The sequence below is a fragment of the Fuscovulum sp. genome, assembly GCA_035192965.1.
Classification (GTDB): Bacteria; Pseudomonadota; Alphaproteobacteria; order Rhodobacterales; family Rhodobacteraceae; genus Paragemmobacter.
The window spans coordinates 3,659,116-3,683,023 of record CP136571.1; the positions used below are offsets into that span (position 1 = coordinate 3,659,116).

At 65.1% G+C, this 23,908-nt stretch carries 22 protein-coding genes and 1 tRNA gene; 12 read left to right on the plus strand and 11 right to left on the minus strand.

The features are described 5' to 3' along the window. The first annotated feature begins 7 nt into the window (after positions 1–7). Entirely contained in the window at positions 8–1,750 is a 1,743-nt protein-coding gene (gene araD / locus RSE12_17970) for an L-arabinonate dehydratase (GenBank protein ID WRH62235.1), read from the plus strand. Next, positions 1,750–2,661, plus strand: a complete 912-nt coding sequence (locus RSE12_17975) for a Gfo/Idh/MocA family oxidoreductase (GenBank protein ID WRH62236.1) — start codon at positions 1,750–1,752, stop codon at positions 2,659–2,661. Before araD ends, RSE12_17975 begins: the two co-directional genes overlap by 1 nt. A 316-nt stretch (positions 2,662–2,977) precedes the next feature. Here RSE12_17975 and RSE12_17980 read toward each other — a convergent pair whose 3' ends face one another. Together RSE12_17980 and RSE12_17985 are read right to left on the minus strand one after the other, a co-directional pair. After that, entirely contained in the window at positions 2,978–6,181 is a 3,204-nt protein-coding gene (locus RSE12_17980) for an efflux RND transporter permease subunit (protein ID WRH62237.1), read from the minus strand. Further along, entirely contained in the window at positions 6,174–7,163 is a 990-nt protein-coding gene (locus RSE12_17985; protein ID WRH62238.1) for an efflux RND transporter periplasmic adaptor subunit, read from the minus strand. Before RSE12_17985 ends, RSE12_17980 begins: the two co-directional genes overlap by 8 nt. 153 nt (positions 7,164–7,316) lie before the next feature. Between RSE12_17985 and RSE12_17990 the strand changes: the two genes are divergently transcribed. After that, positions 7,317–8,318 carry a LacI family DNA-binding transcriptional regulator gene (locus RSE12_17990; protein WRH62239.1) on the plus strand — a complete coding sequence of 334 codons (1,002 nt, stop codon included), beginning with the start codon at positions 7,317–7,319 and terminating at the stop codon, positions 8,316–8,318. 114 nt (positions 8,319–8,432) lie between these two features. Here the strand turns inward: RSE12_17990 and RSE12_17995 are convergent, their stop codons facing one another. Genes RSE12_17995 through RSE12_18005 form a run of 3 tightly spaced genes read right to left on the minus strand, consistent with a single transcriptional unit; the run spans position 8,433 to position 11,373 of the window. Next, entirely contained in the window at positions 8,433–9,422 is a 990-nt protein-coding gene (locus tag RSE12_17995; GenBank protein WRH62240.1) for a carbohydrate kinase family protein, read from the minus strand. Beyond that, a complete protein-coding gene (locus RSE12_18000) occupies positions 9,422–10,558 on the minus strand; it encodes a Gfo/Idh/MocA family oxidoreductase (protein WRH62241.1) in 1,137 nt (378 codons plus the stop codon). The genes RSE12_17995 and RSE12_18000 overlap by 1 nt, the downstream gene beginning before the upstream one ends. Next, positions 10,558–11,373 carry an aldolase gene (locus tag RSE12_18005; GenBank protein ID WRH62242.1) on the minus strand — a complete coding sequence of 272 codons (816 nt, stop codon included), beginning with the start codon at positions 11,371–11,373 and terminating at the stop codon, positions 10,558–10,560. Before RSE12_18005 ends, RSE12_18000 begins: the two co-directional genes overlap by 1 nt. A 155-nt stretch (positions 11,374–11,528) precedes the next feature. Here RSE12_18005 and RSE12_18010 point away from each other — a divergent pair, with 155 nt between their 5' ends. The 3 genes from RSE12_18010 to RSE12_18020 all read left to right on the plus strand — a co-directional run bounded on the left by RSE12_18010 (position 11,529) and on the right by RSE12_18020 (position 13,757). Continuing rightward, on the plus strand, positions 11,529–12,311 hold the full coding sequence (locus RSE12_18010) for a sterol desaturase family protein (protein ID WRH62243.1): 783 nt from the start codon (positions 11,529–11,531) through the stop codon (positions 12,309–12,311). Positions 12,312–12,381: 70 nt separating this feature from the next. Then, positions 12,382–12,933 (plus strand): fasciclin domain-containing protein, encoded by a 552-nt coding sequence (locus tag RSE12_18015; protein WRH62244.1) that lies wholly within the window; start codon positions 12,382–12,384, stop codon positions 12,931–12,933. A gap of 131 nt (positions 12,934–13,064) precedes the next feature. Then, a complete protein-coding gene (locus RSE12_18020) occupies positions 13,065–13,757 on the plus strand; it encodes a DUF1868 domain-containing protein (protein WRH62245.1) in 693 nt (230 codons plus the stop codon). Between the two features lie 13 nt (positions 13,758–13,770). Here the strand turns inward: RSE12_18020 and RSE12_18025 are convergent, their stop codons facing one another. Continuing rightward, positions 13,771–14,187 (minus strand): transcriptional repressor, encoded by a 417-nt coding sequence (locus RSE12_18025; protein ID WRH62246.1) that lies wholly within the window; start codon positions 14,185–14,187, stop codon positions 13,771–13,773. Between the two features lie 202 nt (positions 14,188–14,389). Between RSE12_18025 and fabA the strand changes: the two genes are divergently transcribed. Next, positions 14,390–14,899: a bifunctional 3-hydroxydecanoyl-ACP dehydratase/trans-2-decenoyl-ACP isomerase gene (gene fabA, locus RSE12_18030; GenBank protein WRH62247.1), complete on the plus strand. Its 510-nt coding sequence runs from the start codon at positions 14,390–14,392 to the stop codon at positions 14,897–14,899. 164 nt (positions 14,900–15,063) lie between these two features. Here the strand turns inward: fabA and RSE12_18035 are convergent, their stop codons facing one another. Then, positions 15,064–15,435, minus strand: coding sequence for a GFA family protein (locus RSE12_18035; GenBank protein ID WRH64854.1), 372 nt, complete (start codon positions 15,433–15,435; stop codon positions 15,064–15,066). Between the two features lie 125 nt (positions 15,436–15,560). On the opposite strand from RSE12_18035, the gene fabB reads away from it, so the two are divergent. The 3 genes from fabB (at position 15,561) to RSE12_18050 (ending at position 18,677) form a co-directional block, all read left to right on the plus strand. After that, complete coding sequence (gene fabB / locus RSE12_18040; GenBank protein WRH62248.1) at positions 15,561–16,790, plus strand: beta-ketoacyl-ACP synthase I; 1,230 nt, start codon at positions 15,561–15,563, stop codon at positions 16,788–16,790. 30 nt (positions 16,791–16,820) lie between these two features. Beyond that, entirely contained in the window at positions 16,821–17,630 is an 810-nt protein-coding gene (locus RSE12_18045; GenBank protein ID WRH62249.1) for an SDR family oxidoreductase, read from the plus strand. 144 nt (positions 17,631–17,774) lie between these two features. Next, the gene (locus RSE12_18050) at positions 17,775–18,677 is read left to right on the plus strand and encodes a S8/S53 family peptidase (GenBank protein WRH62250.1); all 903 of its coding nucleotides are present in this window, start codon (positions 17,775–17,777) and stop codon (positions 18,675–18,677) included. Between the two features lies 1 nt (position 18,678). Here the strand turns inward: RSE12_18050 and RSE12_18055 are convergent, their stop codons facing one another. From RSE12_18055 to RSE12_18070, 4 genes are all read right to left on the minus strand, one after another. After that, on the minus strand, positions 18,679–19,287 hold the full coding sequence (locus RSE12_18055; GenBank protein WRH62251.1) for a hypothetical protein: 609 nt from the start codon (positions 19,285–19,287) through the stop codon (positions 18,679–18,681). 211 nt (positions 19,288–19,498) lie between these two features. Continuing rightward, positions 19,499–19,572, minus strand: a tRNA-Gly gene (locus RSE12_18060). Between the two features lie 381 nt (positions 19,573–19,953). Then, entirely contained in the window at positions 19,954–20,607 is a 654-nt protein-coding gene (locus RSE12_18065) for an SOS response-associated peptidase (protein ID WRH62252.1), read from the minus strand. Between the two features lie 74 nt (positions 20,608–20,681). After that, positions 20,682–22,283 carry a bifunctional metallophosphatase/5'-nucleotidase gene (locus RSE12_18070; GenBank protein ID WRH62253.1) on the minus strand — a complete coding sequence of 534 codons (1,602 nt, stop codon included), beginning with the start codon at positions 22,281–22,283 and terminating at the stop codon, positions 20,682–20,684. A 167-nt stretch (positions 22,284–22,450) separates the two neighbouring features. Here RSE12_18070 and RSE12_18075 point away from each other — a divergent pair, with 167 nt between their 5' ends. Together RSE12_18075 and RSE12_18080 are read left to right on the plus strand one after the other, a co-directional pair. Continuing rightward, positions 22,451–22,789, plus strand: a complete 339-nt coding sequence (locus tag RSE12_18075; GenBank protein WRH62254.1) for a DUF952 domain-containing protein — start codon at positions 22,451–22,453, stop codon at positions 22,787–22,789. Then, positions 22,786–23,847, plus strand: a complete 1,062-nt coding sequence (locus RSE12_18080; GenBank protein ID WRH64855.1) for a quinone-dependent dihydroorotate dehydrogenase — start codon at positions 22,786–22,788, stop codon at positions 23,845–23,847. Before RSE12_18075 ends, RSE12_18080 begins: the two co-directional genes overlap by 4 nt. The last annotated feature ends 61 nt before the right edge of the window (positions 23,848–23,908 follow it).

Below are 23,908 nucleotides of genomic sequence, written 5' to 3' on the forward strand. Positions count from 1 at the left end.
GGAAGACATGACCTTCAAGCCCGCCAAATGGCCCCGCAAACTGCGTTCGCAGGAATGGTTCGGCGGTTCCAGCCGCGACAACATCTACCACCGCGGCTGGATGAAAAATCAGGGCTTTCCCCATGATCTGTTCGATGGCCGCCCGGTCATCGGCATCCTGAACACCTGGTCCGAACTCAACCCCTGCAACGCCCACCTCAACGACCTGGCGGAAAAGGTAAAGAACGGCATCTATGAGGCTGGCGGTTTCCCGGTCGAAGTGCCGGTCTTCTCCGTCTCCGAATCCGCCTTCCGTCCCACCGCGATGATGTTCCGCAACCTCGCCGCCATGTCGGTCGAGGAACAGATGCGCGGCCAGCCGATGGATGGCTGCGTCCTGCTCGTGGGCTGCGACAAGACCACCCCCTCGCTCCTTATGGCCGCCGCCTCCACCGACCTGCCTTCGATCATTGTCACCGGCGGGCCGATGCTGAACGGCTATTTCCGCGGCGAACGTGTGGGGTCCGGCACGCACCTGTGGAAATTCTCGGAAGCGGTAAAAGCAGGCGAAATGACCCCGGCCGAGTTTGCCGAGGCCGAGGCGTCGATGTCCCGCTCTGCCGGTTCCTGCAACACGATGGGCACCGCCTCGACCATGGCCTCCATGGCCGAAGCACTCGGCATGGCGCTTTCGGGCAATGCCGCCATCCCGGCGGTGGACTCGCGTCGTCGCGTCATGGCGCAGATGTCGGGCCGCCGCATCGTGCAGATGGTCAAGGATGATCTCAAACCCTCTGACATCCTCACGCGCGAGGCGTTTGAAAACGCCATCCGCACCAATGCCGCCATCGGCGGTTCGACCAATGCCGTCATCCACATCCTCGCCATCGCGGGCCGCGTCGGCATCGACCTGACACTGGATGACTGGGATCGCCTTGGCCGCGATGTCCCCACCATCGTCAACCTCATGCCGTCGGGCAAATACCTGATGGAGGAATTCTTCTACGCAGGCGGCCTGCCCGTCGTTCTGAAACGCCTGGGCGAGGCGGGCCTTCTGAACAAGGACGCGCTCACCGTCTCTGGCGAAACCGCCTGGGAACAGGTCAAGGATGTGATCAACCACAACGCCGACGTGATCCTTCCCGTCGAAAAGGCGCTGACGCAATCCGGTGGCGTCGTCGTCCTCAAGGGCAACCTTGCCCCCAACGGCTCCGTCCTCAAACCCTCTGCCGCGACCCCGTCGCTCATGGTCCATCGCGGCCGCGCCGTGGTGTTTGAAGATATCGACGACTACAAGGCCAAGATCAACGACCCCGACCTCGACATCGACGAAACCTGCGTCATGGTGCTCAAGAATTGCGGCCCCAAAGGCTATCCGGGCATGGCCGAGGTCGGCAATATGGGCCTGCCGCCCAAGGTGCTGAAAAAGGGCATCACCGACATGGTCCGCATCTCGGATGCGCGCATGTCCGGCACCGCCTTCGGCACCGTCTGCCTGCACACCAGCCCCGAAGCGGCCGTGGGCGGCCCCCTCGCCATCGTGCAGAACGGCGATTTCATTCAACTGGACGTCCCCAACCGCCGCCTCCATCTGGAAGTGTCGGATGAGGAAATCGCCCGCCGTCAGGCCGCATGGACACCCCGCATCGCCCCGCCCGACAGCGGCTATGCCATGCTGCACCACAGCCATGTGATGGGCGCCGATACCGGGGCCGATCTTGATTTCATGCTGGGCTGCCGGGGCGCGCCCGTTGGCAAGGACTCGCATTGATGAAACTCGCCCTCGTCGGCATCGGCAAGATCGCCCGCGACCAGCACGTCCCCGCGCTGGCCGCCTCGCCCGATTGGGAACTCGCCGCCACGGTCAGCCGCTCCGGCACCGTGGACGGCGTTCCCGCCTTCACCGATTTCGCCACGATGCTGGCCGAACGCCCCGACATCACCACCATCTCGCTCTGCCTGCCACCACAGCCGCGCTATCCCTATGCCGAAATGGCGCTCAAGGCAGGCCGCCATGTCATGCTGGAAAAACCACCGGGGCAAACACTGGCCGAGGTGCACGCCCTCGAACGCCACGCCGCCGATCACGGCGTCACGCTTTATGCCACATGGCACTCCCGCATGGCCGAAGCTGTGGCCCCCGCAAAAGCATGGCTCAAGGACAAGACCATCACCCGCGCCCATATCACTTGGCGCGAAGACGTGCGCAAATGGCATCCCGGTCAGGATTGGGTGTTTGAACCGGGCGGCATGGGCGTCTTTGATCCCGGCATCAACGCGCTTTCGATCCTGACGGAAATCCTTCCGGCCCCGGTCCATGTCACCGCCGCTACGCTGGAATTTCCCGCCAATCGCGACACCCCGATCGCGGCCCGCATCGCCTTTTCCGGCAACATCACCGCCGATTTCGACTGGCGTCAGGAAGGGCCGCAGACCTGGGATATCGAACTGGACACCAATGCCGGCCCCTGCGCCCTGCTCTTTGGCGGCAACCGGTTCGAAGTGGCGGGTGTCGAGGTTGCGGGTGAACACACGATCATGGGCGAATACCCCAAACTCTACGCCCGCATGGCCGAACTTGTCCGGTCCGGCACGGCAGAGGTGGATCTCGCCCCTATGGTCCATGTCGCCGACGCGCTGACGCTGGGCAAGCGTCAGGTCACCGACATGTTTTCATTCTGATTGAAAGGTCCGTCTGCACCAGCAGTGCTACCTGTCACCTCGTCAAGCCGGCGCTGAAATGGCATCGGCAGCGCAGCCATCCGCCTCCCGGCTGACGAAGTGACCTCACTCGCTACTGCACCATGCGCCGCCAGTCACCAAGCCGACGCTGGGAGGCTTGAATTGATGTTCAAGGAACCCGCCCTCTTTATCTACACCCTGCCCGCGCGGTTTACCCGCCCGCGACAGAGTAGTCCGCGCTGAAATCCGTATGCGCCTTCACCCCTTGCTCCGCGTCCCCATCCGAAGGGCGGTCTAAAATACGCGCAGCCCTGCCTCAGGTCCGCATCACCCGATAGATCGCCGGAATCACCAGCACCGTCAGAAGTGTGGATGACAGCAGCCCGAACAGCAGCGAAATCGCCAAGCCCTGAAAGATCGGGTCCGCCAGAATCACCACCGCCCCGATCATCGCCGCCACCGCCGTCAGCAGGATCGGCTTGAACCGGATCGCCCCCGCCGCAATCAGCACAGCCACCGTGACAGGCCCGGTCGTCGTGTGCCGGATGAAATCCACGAGCAGGATGGAATTGCGCACGATGATCCCCGCGAGCGCGATGAACCCGATCATCGACGTGGCCGAAAACGGCGCGGCAAACAGCCAATGCCCCACGATGATGCCAAGGAATGTCAGCGGAATGGGCGTCAGGATCACCAAGGGCAGCTTGAACGATCCGAACTGCGCCACCACCAGAATATAGATGGCCAACAGCGCCACCCCAAAGGCCGCCCCCATGTCTCGGAAGGTGACATAGGTCACTTCCCACTCGCCATCCCATAGCAGCGTGACCTTGCCCTCATCCTCGGGCTGGCCATGCAGACTGATCTCGGGCTTGGTCCCCGGCGCCCAATCCTGCGCCTCGATGGCATCCGCCACCGCCAGCATCCCGTAGAGCGGCGCCTCGAAATCCCCGGCAAGCTCGGCTGTCACCATCTCGGCCTCGCGCCCGTTATGGCGGAATACCGGATAAGAGGATTGCTCCTCCGCCACCCGGATCACATCACCCAGCTCCACCACCCCCCGCGCACCGGGCAGCACATTGGCCGGGATCGGCGTCGACAGGAACCGCTCATCCAGCACCCGGTCGCCCTTCGCACGCCCCACGATCAGCGGGATGGGATAGCGCCCCTCGCCCCGATGCGAATAGCCCACCACCTGCCCGCCATTCAGCAGCGCCATGGTGTCGAAGACATCCGCCTCCTGCACACCAAAGAATTCCAGATCATCGGTCGAAATCGTGGCCCGCAGGCGCGGGGCCTTCACCCCGAAACTGTCATCCACATCCACCACGAAGGGCACCGCCTCGAACGCAGCCCGTATCTGCGCCGCCGCCGCCCGCCGCGTCTCGGCATCCGGCCCGTAAACCTCGGCCAGCAGCGTGGCAATCACCGGCGGCCCCGGCGGGGGTTCCACGGTCTTCAGCACCGTCCCCTCCGGCACCGCAACGGCTTTCAGCCGCTCGCGAATATCCAGCGCGATGTCATGGCTCGCGCGGTCGCGGTCCGCCTTGGGCAGCAGGTTGATCGCCACCTCGCCCAATTGCGGCTCGGCCCGCAGATAGGTATGCCGCACCAACCCGTTGAAGTTGAACGGTGCAGCCGTCCCTGCATGGGTCTGCACGGATGTCACCTCCGCCATCCCCATCACCACCGCCGCCACATCCTGCGCCACCCGGTCCGTCGCCTCGACCGATGCGCCTTCGGGCAGGTCAATCATCACCGACAATTCGGATTTGTTGTCGAACGGCAAAAGCTTCACCGTCACGTCGCGGGTGTAAAGCGCCGCCAGCGACCCGAACGACAGCGCCGCAGTGATCAGCAAAAACCCAAGGCTCCGCGCCTTGGACGCCAGCAAAGGCCGCGCCACCGCGCCATAGCCCCGCTCCAGCCACCCGCCCTGATGCCCGCCATGGCTGTCATCCCCGGCATGGGCCGACATGTCGGCCTTCCCCGCAATCTTCACCATCAGCCAAGGCGTGATGATGACCGCAACAAAGAACGAAAAGATCATCGCGGCGGATGCGTTGGCCGGAATGGGCGACATATAGGGTCCCATCAACCCGCTCACGAACAGCATCGGCAACAGCGCCGCCACCACCGTCAGCGTGGCCACAATGGTGGGATTGCCCACCTCCGCCACCGCATCAATCGCCGCCTGCATCCGGCTGCGTATGTCCTTCATCGCCCAATGCCGCGCGATGTTCTCGATCACCACGATGGCATCATCCACCAGAATCCCGATGGAAAAGATCAGCGCAAACAGGCTGACGCGGTTCAGCGTATATCCCATGATCCAGGCCGCAAACAGCGTCAGCAGGATCGTCACCGGAATGACGATCGCCACCACAATCGCCTCGCGCCAGCCGATCGCCAACCAGACCAGCGCGATGATCGACACCGTCGCCAGCCCCAGATGGAACAGCAACTCATTGGCCTTTTCATTCGCCGTCTCGCCATAGTCGCGCGTCACGGTCAGGGTCATCCCCTCGGGGATCAGCTTGCCCTCCAACGTCTCCACCCGGTGCAGCACCTCTTCCGCCACCACCACCGCATTGGCTCCTGCCCGCTTGGCCACGGCCAGCGTCACAGCGGGCGACCGTTGCACCACCCCCGCCGCATCCTTCACCAGATGGCTGACGATATGGTCCGACGTGTCAGGAACAAAGCTCACCTCCGCCACATCAGCCACATAGACCGGCCGCCCGTCCCGCGTTGTCAGGAGCAGGTTCGCCACGTCCGACGGCGCGGTCATCGTCTCGCCCGCGACCAGATCAATCTGTCCACCATCCGCCCGCACCTTGCCGGTGTTCAGCGTCCGGTTGGCCTGCGCCACCTTCCCCGCCAACTGCTGCAAGGTCACACCGTACAGCGCTAACCGCTCCGGATCGGGCGCGATACGAATGGCCTCCTGCGCCTCGCCCACGATATAGGTCAGCCCCACATCTTCGGTCTTCGCCACCTCGGATTGCAGCGCGCGCACCACGCGGGTCAGGTCATTGGCCGAAACCCCTTCCCCGGATAGCGTCAGCGTCAGGATCGCCACATCGTCGATCCCCCGCCCGATCACCAAAGGCTCGGGTATCCCCACCGGAAGCCGCCCGATATTGGCGCGGATCTTGTCATGGACCCGCAGGATCGCATCCTCGGCCTTGGTCCCCACCTCGAACCGCGCCGTCACCAGAACCGCATCATCCCGTGTCTGGGAATAGACATGCTCCACATCGTTGATCCCCTTCACAAGGATCTCCAGCGGCTCGGTCACCAGCTTCACGCCATCCTCGGCGCGCAGTCCCTGCGCCTGCACATGGATATCCACCAGCGGCACGGAAATCTGCGGCTCCTCCTCGCGCGGCAGCGACACCAACGCCACCAACCCCATCGCCAACGCCGCCAGAATGAACAGCGGCGTCAGGGCCGATGCGATGAACCCTTTCGTCAGCCGCCCGGCAATGCCCAGCGATGCGCCTTGCAAATCACTCATGGCCCACCTCCGCCGCCGCAGCATCGACCGTCACCACGTCACCCGCCTGCAACCCGGTCAGCACCTCGACCATCGCCGCGCCCTCGATGCTCACCCGCGCACCCGGCACCACGGCGCGCAATCCCGCGCCCTCGATGCCGACGAAATCCACCCCGCCCCGCGTCACCAGCGCCGCCTCCGGTACCAGCAGCGCCGCGCGCTCCCCCACCGGTAGGCGCACCAGCACCCGCGCATCCACGAACCGGTCCGACAGCCCCGCCACCTCGACATCGGCCACCACGCGGCCATTCTCGATCAGCGGATAGACCTTCACCAACCGCCCCTCGGCCACACCATCCGCCCCTTCGATCTGGATCGCATCTCCCTCGGTCAGGTTGGCCGCGTGCCGCTCCGGCACGGCCAGCCGCAGGAAGATGCCGCCGCCGCCGATCTGCGCGACCGCCTCACCCGGCATCACCACCGCGCCCTGCGCCACTGGCACATCCAGCACCCGCCCCGCCACCGGGGCCAGCACCGCGCCCTCCGCCGCCTGCTGCGCCACCACCTGCCGCTGCGCCTCCAGCGCCGCAATCTGGCCCGTGACCACATCCACCTGCGTGCGCAGCGCGTCCAGCCGCTGCGCCGTCGTCACCCCCTGTGCCAGCAACTCTTCACCCCGCGTCAATTCCGTCTGCGCGTTGGCCAGTTGCGCCGCCAACGCCTGCCCCTGCGCCTCCAGCGCGGCCAGTTGAAAGCCCAGCTTTTCATCCACGATCTCGGCCAGCACATCGCCCTGCGCCACGACATCGCCCTCGGCCACGCTCAGCGAAACCAACGTCCCGCCCAGCCGCGCCCGCGCCGGAATACGATCCCGCGCCTCCACCCGGCCATAAACGGCCTTCCATTCGGTGATGCTGACCGGGGCCAGCGTGACACTGTCCGCAAAAGCCGGAACCGCACTCAGAAAAAGGGCAATCAGCGAAAAGGCAGAGATGGGGCGCATGGCAACTCTCCAGAAAAGGATGGGGCAGAGGTAACCGGAGTCTCATAAACATTCAAGAGTCTGAATGTATATATCTGTTCCAAGGCCCACCCTGACAGCCTTGCTCTTCCGGCAGGCACAGCTAGACAGAAGGGCAGAACAGGGGCCCGCGCCATGATCAAGATCAGGGACATCGCAAATCGTGCCGGGGCCTCCATCGCCACGGTGTCCCGCGTGGTCAACGGATCGGGCTATGTCAGCGCCGACATGCGCGCCCGGATCGAGGCGGCAGTGGCCGAGCTTGGCTATCGCCCCAATGCCGGCGCGCGGATGATGCGCTCAGGCTCCAGCCGGATGGTGGGCGTGCTTTTGCCCGCGCTGGACGTGCATTTTTTCGGCATCCTCGCCCATACCGTGGAACAGGCCCTGTTCGCGCGCGGTTATCAGGCGATGATCTGCTCCACCGCCGAAAGCCCGGAACATGAGGCCGCCTATGTCGCCGCCATGCTGGCCCAACAGGTGGATGGGGTGATCCTAGCCGCGGTCACGTCAGACGGGGCCGCCGTGGCGCGGCTCAGCGCGGCGCGGGTGCCCATCGTGGCGGTAGACCGGGCGCTGCCCGGAACGCCCGCCGTGGCCGCCGATCACCATGCCGGCGGGCGAATGCTCGCGCGCCACCTGCTCGACCTCGGCCACCGCGCCATCGGGGTCGTGGGCGCGCCCGGCCATTCTGCCCCGGTGCAGGAAAGGCTGGCCGGGATCGTAGCGGAACTGGCCAGCGCGGGGCTGGCCCCCATGGCCACCCGCCTCGGCCCGGATCACAGCTTTGAGGCCTGCCGCAGCCTCGCCGCCGACCTGCTGTCCGACGGCACCCCCACGGCCCTGATTGGCATTTCCGACATGGCCGCCATCGGCGCCCTGCACGCCGCCGTGGCGCACGGCCTGACTGTGCCGGATGATCTGTCGGTGATCGGCTTCGATGACCTGCCCGCCGCGCGCTACACCATCCCGCAACTGACCACCGTCGCCCAGCCCATCCGCCAGATCGGCCAGGCCGCCGTGGACATCCTTATCGCCCTGATGCGCGGTGACACCCCACCCCCGCCACCCAGCCTGCCCCTGACCCTGATCACACGCGGCACCACAGCCGCACGGGGCTCCACAGCCCCCCTGTGACCCCCCGCCATCATTGCAGCGGACATACTGGCGGCAAGGTCGCATGGGGTATTTGGGCCAAGGTGAAACACAGGGCGCATCTCCCCGTCCAACGGAAGGAAAGCGCCCGCCGCCTCAGCCCGTCAGCGCCGTCAAAGGCGGGATCGCCCCTGTCGCCGTCGCCCCGCGCAGGCAAGCGGCCGCCGCGCGGTGGCCCAGCCGCAGGCAGGCCCGCACATCCCACCCCTCATGCAGCCCGTAAAGGCAGCCCGCGGCAAAGGCATCGCCTGCGCCGACCGGGCTGACCACCTGCGCCGGCGGCACCGGATCGGGGTTGACCACCGTCAGCCGCCCCCCCGCCTCCAGCCACAGGCCCAGCGCCGGGGTATGCACCACCACCTGCCCCGCACCGCCCTCCTGCAACTGCCGCGCGGCCGCCTCGATCGCCGCCACATCCTCGGCTCCCGCGATCACGCGCCCGGTGGCCCGCGCCGCCTCCACCTCATTCAGAAACAGCACATCCACGAAAGGCAGCGCCGCCTCCACCGCCGCGCGGAACTCGGCCCGGTCGGTGGACACCAGATCAACCGCCGTCACCATTCCCGCCGCCTGCGCCCGCCGCAGCACCCGCGCCGCGCCCGTGGTCCCGTCCACCACCGCATCCAGCTTGCCCAGCAGGTTCAGATAGCCAAGGTAGAAGACCTTTGCCCCCTCTGCCGCCACCGCCTCGACCGCGATATCGCCCTCATCCAGCAGGTCATTCGTGCCGGGATGGTAAAAGAACGTCCGGCTGTCCCCCGGCAGGTTCATCACATGCGTATGCGCCGTGGGCGCGCGCTCCGTCTCGGCCAGATGCTCCAGCCCGGCCCCCGCCGCCTTCACCGCCCAGCGCACCGTCGCCGCGTGTCGGTCCATCCCCACCAACCCGATCGCCCAAAGCGGCAGCCCGGCCTGAAACGCCGCCAGCGACAGCATCACATTCGCCGCCCCGCCCCCGGTGCCCTCCACCTCATCCACGATCCGCACCAGATCGCTTTTCGCGGGCCAGGCTTCGATCGTGTGGACGATATCCACGATCCAGTTCCCCGCACAGGCGATGCCGCGTCTGGTTGCCGGGGTCTGCATCAATAGGACACCCCGACCGACTGCCCCGACACCCCCGCCTGCAAGGCCGCCGTCAGCACCGCATGATGCGCCGCCGCCTCCTCCGGCGTGGCGCAGGGAAAGCCCTTCGCATCCCCGCCTGCCAGTTCATCGACAAAGGCCGCCCACATCTGCTGGATCGCGTCCGTGAACCCGAATTCGAAAATCCCGCCCGTGATCGCCCCGAACAGCGGCGTGTATCCCAGATCCTCGGTCACCCATCCCTGCGACCCGCCCGCCTCATAGCGCATCCATGACCACTGGCGCGGGTTCTTGGTGGAAAAGAACGCCGACCCCGTCATCCCCAGCACGCGGATCGACCAGGTATTCGCCTCGCCGGGTGCAATCCGCCATGTCTTCAGCACCATGGGGAAATCGCCGCCCGCATCCGGCACCGTCGCCGTGATCGTCGCATTGTCCCATGTATCGCAGGCCACCCGTCCGCCCTTGCCGTCGGGCCGCGTCGCCACCCGCTTGACCAGCGACGCCGTCACCCGCGCAGGCCGCCAGCCAAGGCGCAGCGGCACATGCAGCACATGCATCCCCAGATCGCCCATGCAGCCATAGTCGCCATTCACCAACCCCATCCGCTTCCAGTTGATCGGCTTGTCGGGGTTGATGTCGCTGGAATGCAGGAAACACGCCTCCACCTCCAGCACCGGCCCCACGGCGCCAGACCGCACGAACTCCACCACCTTCTGCGCGCCGGGGTAAAAGGGCATCTCGGATGAACAGCGCACCATCAGATCGGGCCGCGCCGCAATCGCCGCCATGATGGCCCGGTTCTGCGCCAGATCCATCCCGAACGGCTTTTCCCCCAGCAGATGCTTCCCCGCCGCAAGGATCGCCGGATAGATTTCCGCGTGCAGCACATGGGGCACCGCGCAATAGACCGCCTCCACCTCCGGATTGGCCAGCAATTCCCGGTAATCCGTCGTCACCTGCATCGGCCCCAGCGCGTCTGTATACCAGCCCATCAGCGCGGGGTTGGTATCGCACACCGCCACGATGCGCGGCTTCGCCTTCATCCCCGTCAGATGCATCCAACGCGCCGCGGCCGAGGCGAACTCCCGCCCCATCAACCCGCAGCCGATGATACCAAAGCGAACCTCGCGCATCACTTGCCCCCGATCATCGCAAGCGCAGCCTCGGGCGATACCCCCTCGTGCACCACCGCCATCAGCGCCCGCGTCATCCCCCCCGGATCGGGATGCTGGATTACGTTGCGCCCATAGACGATGCCGCGCGCGCCCTGCTTCATCAACTCCGCCGTCCGCGACAAAATCTCCGCATCCGACACGCGCCCGCCCCCGCGCACCAGCACGGGCAGGCCCTGCGCAATCTCGATCACCCGGTGATATTCCGACACGTCCGAACAGGGGTCCGCCTTGATGATATCCGCCCCCAGCTCCGCCGCCTGCCGGACCAACGGCAGAATCTTGTCGATATCGCCATCGACCATATAGCCGCCCTTGGCATTGTCCTGCATGACCAAAGGCTCCACCATCAGCGGCATCCCCATAATCTCGCATTCCCGCTTCAGGGAATTCACGTTGCGCACGCAGGCGCGGTACACCTCCGGCTGGTCGGGCAGCAGCAGCAGGTTCACCACCACGCAGGCCGCATCCAGCACCACCCCTTGCTCCACCGCCCGATCGATCACCTCGGAAAACAGCACGCGGGGCAAAGGCGTGCCGTAAACGTTCGCGATATCCGTCCGCAGCACCAGCGCAGGCTTGTCCTTCCCCGGAATGGCCTGCAACAGCCGCGCCGTTCCGGGTGGCAACTGAATGGCATCAGGCTTCGCCGCCGCAACGGCACGGATCGCCGCCCCCATATCCTCGATCCCGCCCAGAAAGCTGCGCTCGTTGAACATGCCATGGTCAATGGCCACGTCAAAGCAATTGCCCGAAGGCGCGAAAAGGCGGTTCATCCGGGCGGCTTTCATCGGCGATACGGTCCTTGCTGCAAGCTATGTAAACGTTTCCACAAGCCTAGCCGACCCCCGCCCCCCGATCAAGCCCACCCTTGCCAAAACCCCGCCGCGCCCACACTCTCACTCAAAGGCGGGCAGAGGGGACCGCAGCATTGGACAGCGCCGACCTCATCCGCCTTGTGGCCTTTCTCGGCACGCTGGCCGTGATGGCGCTTTGGGAATTCGCCGCCCCTGACCGCCGTGCAGAAATCCCGCGCCTCATCCGCTGGACCAACAACCTGGCCCTTGTCGCCATCGACACGGTCCTTGTCCGCCTGCTGATCCCGATCCTGCCCGTTGCCGCCGCCAGTTGGGCCACGGCGCAGGGCTGGGGCCTTCTCTCCCCCCTGCCGCTCTGGCTCTCCATCCCCATCGCCTTCCTGCTGCTGGATCTTCTTATCTGGGGCCAGCATGTGATGATGCACCATGTCCCCGCCCTCTGGCGACTGCACCGCATGCACCATTCCGACACCCATCTCGATGCCACCACCGGCCTGCGCTTTCACCCGCTGGAGATCCTGCTCTCCACCCTTCTCAAGATTGCTGCCGTGGTGATCCTCGGCGCCCCCGCCCTTGCGGTGATCGCGTTTGAAATCGCACTGAACGCCACCGCCCTCTTCACCCACGCCAATATCCGCCTGCCAGACCGAGCGGATAGCCTCCTCCGCCGCTTGATCGTCACCCCCTCGCTGCACCGCATCCACCATTCGGTTCGCCCCGAAGAAACCAACAGCAATTACGGCTTCAACCTCTCGCTCTGGGATCGCCTGTTTGGCACCCTGCGCCATGCCCCGCAGGGCGACCCGCAGACCATGGCCCTTGGCATTGAATCCTTCCGGACCCGGCGCGAGGCATGGCTTGATCGCCTGCTGACACAACCTTTTCGTCGCCGCTGAAACTTTTGCGCACCTCCCCCCGTTCATTGGATCACAGGCGGAACGGTTCCGCCCAAACCCGGAGGTTTCCATGCTCAAGACCACGCTGCGCGGCCTTGCCCTGTCCACGCTGATCGCCCTTCCCGTCCTTGCCCAGGACAACCCGATGGTGGGCGGTGCGCCCATGTTCGCCGACAAGAACATCGTCGAGAACGCCGTCAACTCCAAGGATCACACCACCCTCGTCGCCGCCGTTCAGGCCGCCGGTCTGGTGGAAACCCTGCAATCCCCCGGCCCGTTCACCGTCTTCGCTCCGGTCAATGACGCCTTCGCCGCGCTGCCCGCCGGCACCGTCGACACGCTGCTGATGCCGGAAAACAAGGCCATGCTGACCAAGGTGCTGACCGCCCATGTCGTCGCAGGCAAACTGTCGGGCGCCGACATCATGGCCCGCGCCAAGGCATCCAGCGATGGCTTCTTCCACATGCAGACCGTCTCGGGCGACGCACTCTCGGCACAGGTCAAAGGCCGCAACCTTTACCTGATCGACGAAAGCGGCAACGCAAGCCAGGTCACCATCGCCGACGTGAACCAGTCGAACGGCGTGATCCACGTCGTCAACGCGGTCCTCGTGCCGAAGTGATCGGCCCAAACTGATTGCTGGCTGAAAGGGGGGGCGGGCAACCGCCCCCCCAATCTTTTGCCCACCCTGTCATCCGCCTGTCACCCGCCCCTGCGACATCTGCAAACCGCAGACGCCAAGGAGACAGACCGATGTCCTGGGAACAAACCCTTTCGCCTGGTGCCGGATGGATCAACCCGCGCCTCGGCACCCGCTTCGATGACTCCGGCCGCTTCCTGCCCGAAACCGGGAATACGGTGGTCTGTCAGGTGATCCCCGGATCGCCAACCGAAGCCGCGCTGTCGCGCTTCCGCGCCGCCCTCGCCGATCTGCCCCATGCGCATCTTCTGGCGCTGACGCCCCCCGAAAGCTGGCACATGACCGTATTCGAAGGGGTGGTCGAGACCCGCCGCGATCCGCACCGTTGGCCCGAAGGGCTGGATGCCGATCTGTCAATTCCCGCCGTGACCGCCGCCATGGCCGCCCGGCTCGAAGGCTTCGCCCCACCGCCGCCCTTCCGCATGAAGGTGGCCGCCGCCACCCCGTTCGGCGTTACGCTGGAAGGCCTGACCCAGGCCGACGAATCCGCCGCCCGCGCCTGGCGCAACCGGCTGTCGGAAACCCTGCGCCTGCGCTCTCCGGGGCATGACGCCTACGCCTTTCACACCACCCTGGCCTATGTGAAACGCGCCCTGCCCACGGCAGCCCTGCCCGTCTGGCGCGCGACCATGCAGGATTGGACGGCCCGGCTCCAGCAAGACATCCCGCAGATGGACCTCGCCCCGCCCGCCTTCTGCACGTTTCAGGATATGTGCGCTTTTCCGCCCCTGCGGGCGCTGGCCTGAACAGGCCTCGGCCTCAGGCCCGCTTCAGCCGGATCACCACATCCACGCGCGACACCTGCATCCCGGCGGGCGCCTCGGGCAGCCCCTCGATCCGCAGCGTATCGGCGGGCGCATCGCTCAGCGTCGCGGTGTCTTCCCAATAGAAATGCGGGTGGTCATCCATGCGCGTGTCGAAATAGCTTTTCGACCCGTCGACCACGACCTCGTTCATCAACCCCGCCTCGCAAAAGGCGCGCAGCGTGTTGTAGACAGTCGCCAGCGACACCTTCTCGCCCGACTGATCGGCCAGCGCGAACAGGCTTTCCGCCGTCACATGCCGGTCCTCGCCATCGCCCACCAGCAAGGCCGCAAGGGCCAGCCGCTGCCGCGTCGGGCGCAAGCCCCCCCGCGACAACCACTCCGTCCCCCGATCCTGTGCCGTCAGCACCATGCGCTGTCCCTGCAATTCCTGTCTGTTCCGCTCAACATATAAGGCCTCTCCCCCCCCGAATACAAATGAAAATCGGTCGCAGCGGGTCACAGCCCGTTCAGCCCATACAGGCCCCCCGGCAGGGCCGCGTCACCCTTGCCCTTGCTTCCATGCCGATGCTACACCCGATCCCGCAACACAGGACCACACGGGAACCCAGCGCATGGCCGCCTATCCGAACAGCTTCGACCGCGACGCCCTTCTCAAATGCGCGCGGGGCGAACTTTTCGGCCCCGGCAATGCCCAGCTTCCCGAACCGCCCATGCTGATGATGGACCGCATCACCGACATCTCCGAAGATGGCGGCCTGCACGGCAAAGGCCATGTGGTGGCCGAATTCGACATCACGCCCGACCTGTGGTTCTTCTCCTGCCACTTCCCCGGCAACCCGATCATGCCCGGCTGCCTCGGCCTTGATGGCCTGTGGCAACTCACCGGCTTCAACCTCGGCTGGCGCGGCTGGCAAGGCCGCGGCTACGCGCTCGGCGTGGGCGAGGTCAAACTCACCGGCATGGTCCGCCCCGACCGCAAGATGCTGACCTACAAGGTCGATTTCACCAAAGCGATCCAGACCCGCCGCCTGACCATGGGCGTAGCGGATGGCATCGTCGAGGCGGATGGCGAGGTGATCTACATCGTCAAGGACATGAAGGTCGCGCTGAGCGAAGCGTGAGTGGAGCCTGCCAACTGTGCATAAAGGGCACCAATGTGGTGCCCTTTTTCATGTGACAAGGCGCAAAGGTGACGGCCGCACCGCAGGGTGGCTGCACGTATATGTGCGGCCGCCACCCGGGCCTTCGGGGCCCGAGCGATGCCAGACCGTCCTGCCCAAACCCACTACGCCCGATCCCCCACAAACCCCTCCATCCCCAAAAACTCCGGCAACCAGCCCTCCCGCCGCACCGTCCACAACTCATATGTCGGCGCAAAGACCCCTACCTCATCCAGCGCCCCCAGATGCACCTCCACCTCTCCGGGGCTCAACGAAAACACCGACGATCCACAAACCGGGCAGAAACACCGCCCCCGATACTCCCCCACCGTTCCCGTCACCTCCACCGCGCCCGCCGCAAAGATGGCGCTGGCGTGAAACACCGCCCCATGATGCTTGCGGCAGTCCAGGCAATGGCACACCCCCACCCGCAACGGCGCGCCCCTTGCCACCACCCGCACCGCCCCGCACAAACACCCGCCCGTCACCCGGTCCATCACACCCTCCCCGCCCGCCAAAAGCCCATCCTCCGCCCGCCCGTCCGCCTGCACAATCCCCATCCCCCTTGCCCCTCGCCCCCCTCTCCCTTAGAGACAACCCAAGGATAATGAACGGAGGCCGCATGCGTCGCGTCGTCATCACCGGGATCGGTATCGTCTCGCCCATCGGCAACACCGCCGCCGAGGTCGAAGCCAACCTGCGCGCCGGCAAGTCGGGGATCGTCTTCGCCCCCGAATACGCCGAGCGTGGTTTCCGCAGCCAAATTCACGGCCAGCCACAGATCGTTCTGGAAGACCACATCGACAAGCGCGACCTGCGCTTCATGGGCGACGGCGCGGCCTATAACTTCATCGCTATGGATCAGGCGATCAAGGATTCCGGTCTCGAACCGTCCGACATCTCCAACGAACGCACCGGCATCATCGTGGGCTCCGGCGGGCCGTCGACCAAATCCTTCTTCAAGGCGCATAACATCGTCCGCGAAACCGGCTCGCCCAAACGGATCGGCCCTTTCGGCGTGACCAAGGGCATGTCGTCCACCACCTCGGCCTGCCTTGCCACACCGTTCAAGATCAAGGGCGTGAACTATTCCATCACCTCCGCCTGCTCCACCTCCGCTCATTGCATCGGCAACGGCGCGGAACTGATCCAGTTCGGCAAGCAGGACATCGTCTTCGCCGGCGGCGGCGAGGAACTGGACTGGACGCTGTCCTGCCTGTTTGACGCGATGGGCGCTATGTCTTCGAAATACAACGACGCCCCCGAAACCGCCTCCCGCACCTATGACGCCACCCGCGACGGCTTTGTCATCGCAGGCGGCGGCGGTGTCGTCGTGCTTGAGGAACTCAACCACGCCCTCGCCCGCGGCGCGAAAATCTACGCCGAGGTGACAGGCTACGGCGCCACCTCCGATGGCCATGACATGGTCGCCCCCTCGGGCGAAGGCGGCGAACGCTCCATGCGCGTGGCGCTGTCCACCCTGCCGCAGGGCCGCAAGATCGACTACATCAACTCCCACGGCACCAGCACCCCCGTAGGCGACGTGACCGAGATGGAAGCGATCCGCCGCGTCTTCGGCCGTGGCACCACGCCCCCCGTCGCCTCGACCAAATCCCTGACGGGCCACAGCCTCGGCGCAACCGGCGTGCATGAGGCGATCTATTCGCTTCTGATGATGAACGGCGATTTCATCGCCGCTTCGGCCAATGTCACCACACTCGACCCGGCCCTCGACCCGGCCGAGATCGTGACAACCCTGCGCGAAGGCGTGAAGCTTGACTCGGTCCTGTCCAACAGCTTCGGCTTCGGCGGCACCAACGCCACCCTCGTGATGAGCAAATACCTCGGCTGACAAAAGCCACCGAAAAAAGGGGACAGGGACATGGCCGATCTGATGAAGGGCAAGCGCGGGCTTGTCATGGGCGTGGCAAACGAACGCTCCATCGCCTGGGGCATCGCCTCGGCCATGGCCGCTGAGGGGGCAGATCTTGCCTTCTCCTATCAGGGTGAGGCCTTCGGCAAACGCGTGGCTCCCCTCGCCGCCTCGGTCGGGTCGGATTTCCTGGTCGATGTCGATGTCAGCAATGACGAAAGCCTCGATGCCTGCTTCGCCGCGTTGCAGGCACGTTGGGGCAAGATGGATTTCCTCGTCCACGCCATCGCCTTTTCCGACAAGAACGAACTGACCGGCCGCTTCAGCAACACCACGCGCGCCAACTTCACCAACTCGCTCGCCATCTCCTGTTACAGCTTCATCGACGTGTCCCGCCGCGCGTCGGAAATGATGCCCGATGGCGGCACGCTGATCACCCTCACCTATGGCGGATCGAACCGCGTTACGCCCAATTACAACGTGATGGGCGTGGCAAAGGCCGCGCTGGAATCCTCCGTCCGCTACCTCGCCAATGACCTTGGCCCGCAGGGCATCCGTGTCAACGCTGTATCGCCGGGCCCCATGAAGACACTGGCAGGCGCAGCCATCGGCGGCGCGCGGGCAACCTACCGCCATACCGAGGCGAACGCCCCCCTCCGCTCCAACGCCACGCTCGAAGCCGTGGGCGGAACCGCCGTCTGGCTCGCCTCCGACTACGGCTGCTTCACGACGGGCGAAGTGGTGCATGTGGATGGCGGCTACCACGTCCTTGGTATGCCGCAGCAGGAAAACCTCAGCAGCGCGGCCGACAAGGGCTAACCTGTCGCCCCGCCCATACCTTCGTCACTCTCCGTGCTTTTGTCGCGGCAGAGCCAGACAAATCCCTCCCACCACTGCGGTAAATCCTGCCGGATTTCTGACGTTCCATGAACCGCGTCAGTCTGCCAACCGGAGCGAGATACCATGAAATTTCCCAAAGCCTTCCCCAGATCGTTCAGCGTGAAAGTCGCCGCCCTCGCCTTGGCGCTGTCGGCCCCCATCGCCGCCGCCGCGCAAGAGCTGCGCCCGTGGATGAACTCGGAAATCGGTCAGGCATGGAGCCTCGGCTTCCGCGGGCAAGGCACCTCCATCACGGTCATTGATGATTTCCGCAGCGGCTCGACCTATGCCGGAAACCTGCGCGGCGTCACCGAACGGCGACGCCACGGAGAATGGACCGCGCTCGAAGCGGGGATGATCGCACCCTCGGCCAAGGTCTATACGCATGATTTCGGGAATGCGGCTGCGGTGAAACTGCAACGTGGCCTCAACACGCTGAACCTGTCCTATGGCATGATGGCACCCAACGGCTATACCAGCATCCGCTGGAGCCAGCGCGAAACCTCCATCATCTCCTATGCGCGCGACGGCAAGGCCGTCGTGGTCAAAGCAGCGGGCAATGACGCCGTGGCCGTCGGCGCGGCAAACGCGTCGGGGCTGGTCGATTACCTGAACCGCGACCTGACCGGCAGGCAATCCGCCATTTTCGTCGGTGCGCTCAACACCCATGGCACAGTTGCAAACAAGGCGACCATGGCCGGATACTCGAACTTCGCCGGCAGCAACGCGACGGTGCAGAGGCAGTTCCTTGTTGTTGGCGTGACAGGCAACATGACGAATCTCTACGGCACATCCTTCGCCGCGCCGATCGTGTCGGGCTACGCCTCGGTTCTGGGCAGCAAATTCACACGGGCCACCCCGACGCAGATCACCAATCAACTGCTGAACACCGCCCGGACAGACACGATCGCCGGATATGCCGCCAATATCCATGGCCGTGGCGAAGCCAGCATCAGCCGCGCGCTGGCACCCGTCGCCATCAAGTGAGTCAAAAGACAAAGGTAAAGCCGATGCTGACACGGGCGTCGGCTTTACCCCGGATGGTCACAAGATAATCCAAGGTCTCCTCAGGCGGCATCAGGTCCGCCGCAAGCCTGCAATTCACCGTCTGCACGCCGCCGATGGCGCCATAATCCGCCTCACAGGTCTTTTCGCGCATCTGGCCAAAGAACGGATAGGTGGTCTTGACCGAAACCACTGCATTCTCAAACGGCACGAATTGATAAAAGAACCCAAGCTGCAACGCAGGTTCGATCCGGTATTTCTCACCGCGCTCTCCGGAACTGACACCCCAGATAAACGCAAAGTCCGACGACACCTGTTTCAAAAGCAACACCGTGACATCGGGAAAACCCGGGCTGTACCAGTCTCGAAAATCAACGAAGGAACCGTCCGACAACTCATATCCGCCCTTGGCCAGACCACTGACCACGTCTGACCGATGCGATCCCTGATAGACATCCAGAAGAAAGGTATTGTGCCAGAACTCGCCCGAATGGGCCGAGCCGCCCACCATGATCGGCAGGCAAATGCCAAGGCAGGCGGTGACGCGCAACGTCCCGATCCGCCGCCGCCTCTTTTCCCCGCCCCTTTCCATGCGCTGTCCGTCCATCTGGCATCCGCCAGAACAGGGTGAATCCCCGGATCTTGCGACGGATGTCACAGACGTCTGGCGCAGGCGGTCTTCAAGAACCGTGCCGCCCGCCCCGCCCCGTCTGGCGCGATTGGGCCCCCTATCCGAATGCGCCGCAGGCATGGCGGCAGATCGGCCGCGCGTTGGACGAACAGAAGCGATTAAAGGGGATTTCTGGAGCGGGCGGCGGGAATCGAACCCGCGTCTTTAGCTTGGAAGGCTAAGGTCTTACCATTACACAACGCCCGCGCCGTGCGGCACTGTCATACCCATACCCACGTCCGGTTGCAACCCATCCCGGACCCTCTGGCGATCACAGGCCTGCCAACGGCCGCCTTCCCAAACCGGGCCACTGCCCGGCTGTCCCCCGTCCAGACTGCCCCGCCCACTTAACCACCGCCCCCACCCGATCCTGCCACGCACGGCCGCCCTAGGCACCAGCCAAGCCCCCGCCGCGCCCCGGCGAATCCCGCCACACGCCCCCCCTCGAATCCCCTCCCATCCCTGAATCTGGCGTTAACCTTAACGCCTCATCACCGTGCGCTGCGTGCATACGCCCGTCTGCACAGGCGTCTGCACCACCAGCGGCACCGCCAAACCCGCAGATTTCGAGAAATAAATGCAGCGCCCTCAGGCAGTTACGGGCTCGATCAGCGCCGGACCCTCGGCCCGGTTGGAATTCACCGCCCGATCCACCCGGTGGCATTGCAACACCCCATCGGCAGAGGCCTTCATCAACACCGCCGCCCCATGCCCCGCCTCGCCCAGCCATAGCGGCCAATCGGGCGGCTCCAGCACCACCGCCTCGCGATGGTGCAACCCCGCCATCCCCGGCCCCGCATCCGTCGACACAATCGCCACCGTATCCACCTCGCCCCAGCGCTGCCAAAGCCCCGCAAAGGCCATCGGCTGCCCATCCCTGCGCGTGAAATACCAAGGCAGCTTTTGCCCCTTATCCCCTTCCTGCCATTCATAAAAACCGCTCGCAGGCACGATGCAGCGCCGCGCCCGCACCGCCTCGCGGAAGGCGGGCTTGGTGGCCACCGTATCCGCCCGCGCATTGATGATCAGCGGCCCGTCATTCGGGGCCTTGTACCAGGTCGGAATGAACCCCCAGCGCATCGCCCGCAGCCGCCGCGCGCCACCATCCGACGTCACCACCGCCACCTGCGTCGTGGGGCAGACATTGAACCGCGGCACAGGCGGCAGATCATTCCCGATCACGGCATCAAACAGCCGCGCAATCGCCTCATCGGGATGGGTGATGGTGAAACGCCCGCACATGCAACCAACTGTTAACCGGTCCGGGGCAAAAGAAAAGGCCGCCCCCGAAAACAGGGACGGCCCGGCTTGCCAACTTACTTCCGCGTGATCCGCCCATCCGTAAACGGCTGATATGGCTGATTTTTCGCCAGATACTCCGCCGTCACATCGGCCAGATCGGGGCCAAAATCATAGGCATTGGCTGCATCGACGAACATCGAAAACCCATCCCCGCCACCGCGGACATAGTTGTTCGACACCACCTTATAGACTGTCGCCGGATCGATCGGCGCCCAGGCATCGCCACCAACCAGCACCTGCACATCCGACACCCGCGCCCCAACAGCCGCCGCCGGATCAAAGCTGTACTTCAACCCCGCCACCTGCGCGAACCGCCCCGCCACCTCTTCATACTGGCTCACCCCGTTCTCCAGCGCCGCCACGATGGCCTCACCGCTCACCTCGAATGTCGACAGCGTGTTCTGGAACGGCAGCACCGTCAGAACCTCGCCCATCGTCACCGGCCCTGCGTCTACGCTGGCACGCAGCCCGCCGCCATTGGTGATCGCGATGGTAACCCCTTGATCCGCCACACGATCCAGCATCGCCTCGGCCACCAGATTGCCCATCTGGCATTCGCCCGCGCGACAGGTTTCCCGGCTGCCATCAATCGCCTCCGACGCCTCGGCCACCACCCGGGTCTTCAACTCCTCGATCGGCCCGGCCAGCTCCGCCACCCGCGCTGCAATCGCCGCATCCGGCTCCACCGATCCGTCCAGAAGGATCGTATTCCCCCCCGCATAGATCAGCGTCCCCGCATCATCAAAGGTCAGCTCCAGATGCCCCAGATACTTGGAATAGGCATAGGCCTGCACCACCGGCACCAGATCGCCTTCGCCCCGCGTCACCCATGTCGGATAGGGGCCATGCCGCTCGGGGTCGGTCGCCGACAGATAGGTGTGCGAATGCCCGCCCACCACGGCATCAACCCCCGGCACCGCCGCCGCAACCTCCAGATCGCGCTTCAATCCCAGATGCGTCAGCGCGATGATCTTGGTCACCCCCTCCGCCTCCAGCGTGGCGACATCGGCCTTCAGGCTGTCGATATCATCCTGAAAGATCACGCTATTTCCGGGGCTTGATGTCTCCGGCGTGTCCATCGCCAGGGCCGAGATGATGCCGATCTTCTCACCCCCCACCTCCAGCACCACATGGTTGCCCACCCGGCCTGCCAGCACATTGGATTGGCTCACATCCAGATTCCCCGAAATCACCGGAAAGGTGACCTTGTCCAGAAACGAACCCAGCCCCTCCGGACCATCGTCAAACTCATGGTTGCCCAGCGCCATGGCGTCAAAGCCGATGGCCTCCATGAACTCGGCCTCCACCGCGCCCTTATAGGTGGTGTACATCAGGCTGCCCTGAAACTGGTCACCCGCATCCAGCACGATCACATTCTCGCCCGCCGCCGTCAGGCTGTCGCGCAACTCCTTGATCTTGGTCGCCACCCGCGCCACGCCGCCAAAGCATTCATTCGCCGCCGCCTGCTCGGCCGAACAGGTGGAATCCGATCCGTTAATCGGCTCGATCCGGCTGTGAAAGTCATTGATATGCAACACATTCAGCGTGTACTCCGCCGCCGCCATCCCGCTGCTCAGCGCCATCACCGCCACCGTGGAAAGGAAAATCCTCGTCATGCCAAATCACTCCTCTGCTGGTTGAATGCCCCACCCTGCCGCGTCGGCTCGGCGCCTGTCAAACCTGCTCTAGCGCTGCCAGATCACGGCTGCGCGACATCCCGCGCAGGCAGCAATCCTTGACCACAGCCATTGACCCAAAACCCGGCGCAGTGCATGAACCGCGCATGCTGATCTACAAGATATTCCGCCGCTCCGAATGGGATGCCTTCCGCGCTGCCGGTGAAACCGCCGGCGCCCCCATCGACCTGACCGATGGCTTCATCCATTTCTCCACCTCCGCCCAAGTGGCCGAAACCGCCGCGAAATGGTTCGCTACCGAAAGCGACCTCGTCCTCGTGGCCTTCAATACCGATGCACTCGGCCCCGCCCTGAAATGGGAACCCTCGCGCGGCGGCGCACTTTTTCCCCATCTTTACAGGCATTTGCGCCTGTCCGATGTGGTCTGGGACAAATCCCTCCCCCTTGGCGTGACCGGCCACATCTTCCCCGAAGGCGTATGGTGAACCTCGTCGAACGCATTGGCCTCGCGGCACTGCACCACCTCGACCCCGAGGTCGCGCATGGCCTGTCGATCCGCGCTTTGCAAATGGGCCTCGCCCCCCTGCCCGGCCCTGTCACTTCCCGCCGCCTCGCCACCACATTGGCCGGCCTCGCACTGCCCAATCCCGTGGGCCTCGCCGCCGGCTATGACAAGAACGCCACCGCCATCGCCGCCCTGTCCCGCGCGGGCTTCGGCTTCATCGAGGTGGGCGCCGCCACCCCCCGCCCGCAACCCGGCAACCCCAAACCGCGCCTCTTCCGCCTGACCGAGGACCGCGCCGCCATCAACCGCTTCGGCTTCAACAATGACGGGATGGACCCTATCTCCACCCGCCTCAAGGCCCGCAGACACACAACCGTCCCCGTCGGTCTCAACCTCGGCGCAAACAAGGACAGCACCGACCGCGCCGCCGATTTCGCCCGCGTGCTGGCCACCTGCGGCCCGCATGTCGATTTCGCCACGGTCAACGTCTCCTCGCCCAACACCGAAAAACTGCGTGATCTGCAAGGCCGCGCCGCCCTCACCGCGCTTCTCGCAGGCGTGATGGACACCCGCGCCAGCCTCGCCCGCCCCATCCCGATCTTCCTGAAAATCGCCCCCGACCTCACCGAATCCGACCTCGCCGAGATCGCCGAAGTCGCCCTGGCAGCCGGCCTCGCGGGGATTATCGCCACCAACACCACCCTGTCCCGCGACGGCCTGCAAAGCCCGCATCGCACGGAAGCCGGCGGCCTCTCCGGCGCGCCCTTGTTCGAGAAATCCACCCGCACCCTCGCCCGCCTGTCACAGCTGACAGACGGCAGGCTCCCCCTCATCGGCGTGGGCGGCGTCTCCACCCCCGAACAGGCCTGGGAAAAGATCCGCGCCGGGGCCAGCGCCGTGCAGGTCTACACGGCCATGGTCTATCAAGGCCTCTCCCTCATCCCCCGCCTCGCGCACGGCCTTGACGCAATCGCCGCCCAACACGGCTTCGCCCATGTCACCGATGCCACCGGCACCGGCCGCGACCGCTGGCTCTGATCCCATTCTTCTCTGCCCAAAATATCCCGCGGGGGTGAGGAGCGCAGCTCCGAGGGGGCGC

What these genes read in the sequence shown, in the direction of transcription:
- araD (WRH62235.1), top strand. Translation starts at nt 8, where the DNA reads ATGACCTTCAAGCCCGCCAAATGGCCCCGCAAACTGCGTTCGCAGGAA.
- RSE12_17975 (WRH62236.1), top strand. Translation starts at nt 1,750, where the DNA reads ATGAAACTCGCCCTCGTCGGCATCGGCAAGATCGCCCGCGACCAGCAC.
- RSE12_17980 (WRH62237.1), bottom strand. Translation starts at nt 6,181, where the DNA reads ATGAGTGATTTGCAAGGCGCATCGCTGGGCATTGCCGGGCGGCTGACG.
- RSE12_17985 (WRH62238.1), bottom strand. Translation starts at nt 7,163, where the DNA reads ATGCGCCCCATCTCTGCCTTTTCGCTGATTGCCCTTTTTCTGAGTGCG.
- RSE12_17990 (WRH62239.1), top strand. Translation starts at nt 7,317, where the DNA reads ATGATCAAGATCAGGGACATCGCAAATCGTGCCGGGGCCTCCATCGCC.
- RSE12_17995 (WRH62240.1), bottom strand. Translation starts at nt 9,422, where the DNA reads ATGCAGACCCCGGCAACCAGACGCGGCATCGCCTGTGCGGGGAACTGG.
- RSE12_18000 (WRH62241.1), bottom strand. Translation starts at nt 10,558, where the DNA reads ATGCGCGAGGTTCGCTTTGGTATCATCGGCTGCGGGTTGATGGGGCGG.
- RSE12_18005 (WRH62242.1), bottom strand. Translation starts at nt 11,373, where the DNA reads ATGAACCGCCTTTTCGCGCCTTCGGGCAATTGCTTTGACGTGGCCATT.
- RSE12_18015 (WRH62244.1), top strand. Translation starts at nt 12,382, where the DNA reads ATGCTCAAGACCACGCTGCGCGGCCTTGCCCTGTCCACGCTGATCGCC.
- RSE12_18020 (WRH62245.1), top strand. Translation starts at nt 13,065, where the DNA reads ATGTCCTGGGAACAAACCCTTTCGCCTGGTGCCGGATGGATCAACCCG.
- RSE12_18025 (WRH62246.1), bottom strand. Translation starts at nt 14,187, where the DNA reads ATGGTGCTGACGGCACAGGATCGGGGGACGGAGTGGTTGTCGCGGGGG.
- fabA (WRH62247.1), top strand. Translation starts at nt 14,390, where the DNA reads ATGGCCGCCTATCCGAACAGCTTCGACCGCGACGCCCTTCTCAAATGC.
- RSE12_18035 (WRH64854.1), bottom strand. Translation starts at nt 15,435, where the DNA reads ATGGACCGGGTGACGGGCGGGTGTTTGTGCGGGGCGGTGCGGGTGGTG.
- fabB (WRH62248.1), top strand. Translation starts at nt 15,561, where the DNA reads ATGCGTCGCGTCGTCATCACCGGGATCGGTATCGTCTCGCCCATCGGC.
- RSE12_18045 (WRH62249.1), top strand. Translation starts at nt 16,821, where the DNA reads ATGGCCGATCTGATGAAGGGCAAGCGCGGGCTTGTCATGGGCGTGGCA.
- RSE12_18050 (WRH62250.1), top strand. Translation starts at nt 17,775, where the DNA reads ATGAAATTTCCCAAAGCCTTCCCCAGATCGTTCAGCGTGAAAGTCGCC.
- RSE12_18055 (WRH62251.1), bottom strand. Translation starts at nt 19,287, where the DNA reads ATGGAAAGGGGCGGGGAAAAGAGGCGGCGGCGGATCGGGACGTTGCGC.
- RSE12_18065 (WRH62252.1), bottom strand. Translation starts at nt 20,607, where the DNA reads ATGTGCGGGCGTTTCACCATCACCCATCCCGATGAGGCGATTGCGCGG.
- RSE12_18070 (WRH62253.1), bottom strand. Translation starts at nt 22,283, where the DNA reads ATGACGAGGATTTTCCTTTCCACGGTGGCGGTGATGGCGCTGAGCAGC.
- RSE12_18075 (WRH62254.1), top strand. Translation starts at nt 22,451, where the DNA reads ATGCTGATCTACAAGATATTCCGCCGCTCCGAATGGGATGCCTTCCGC.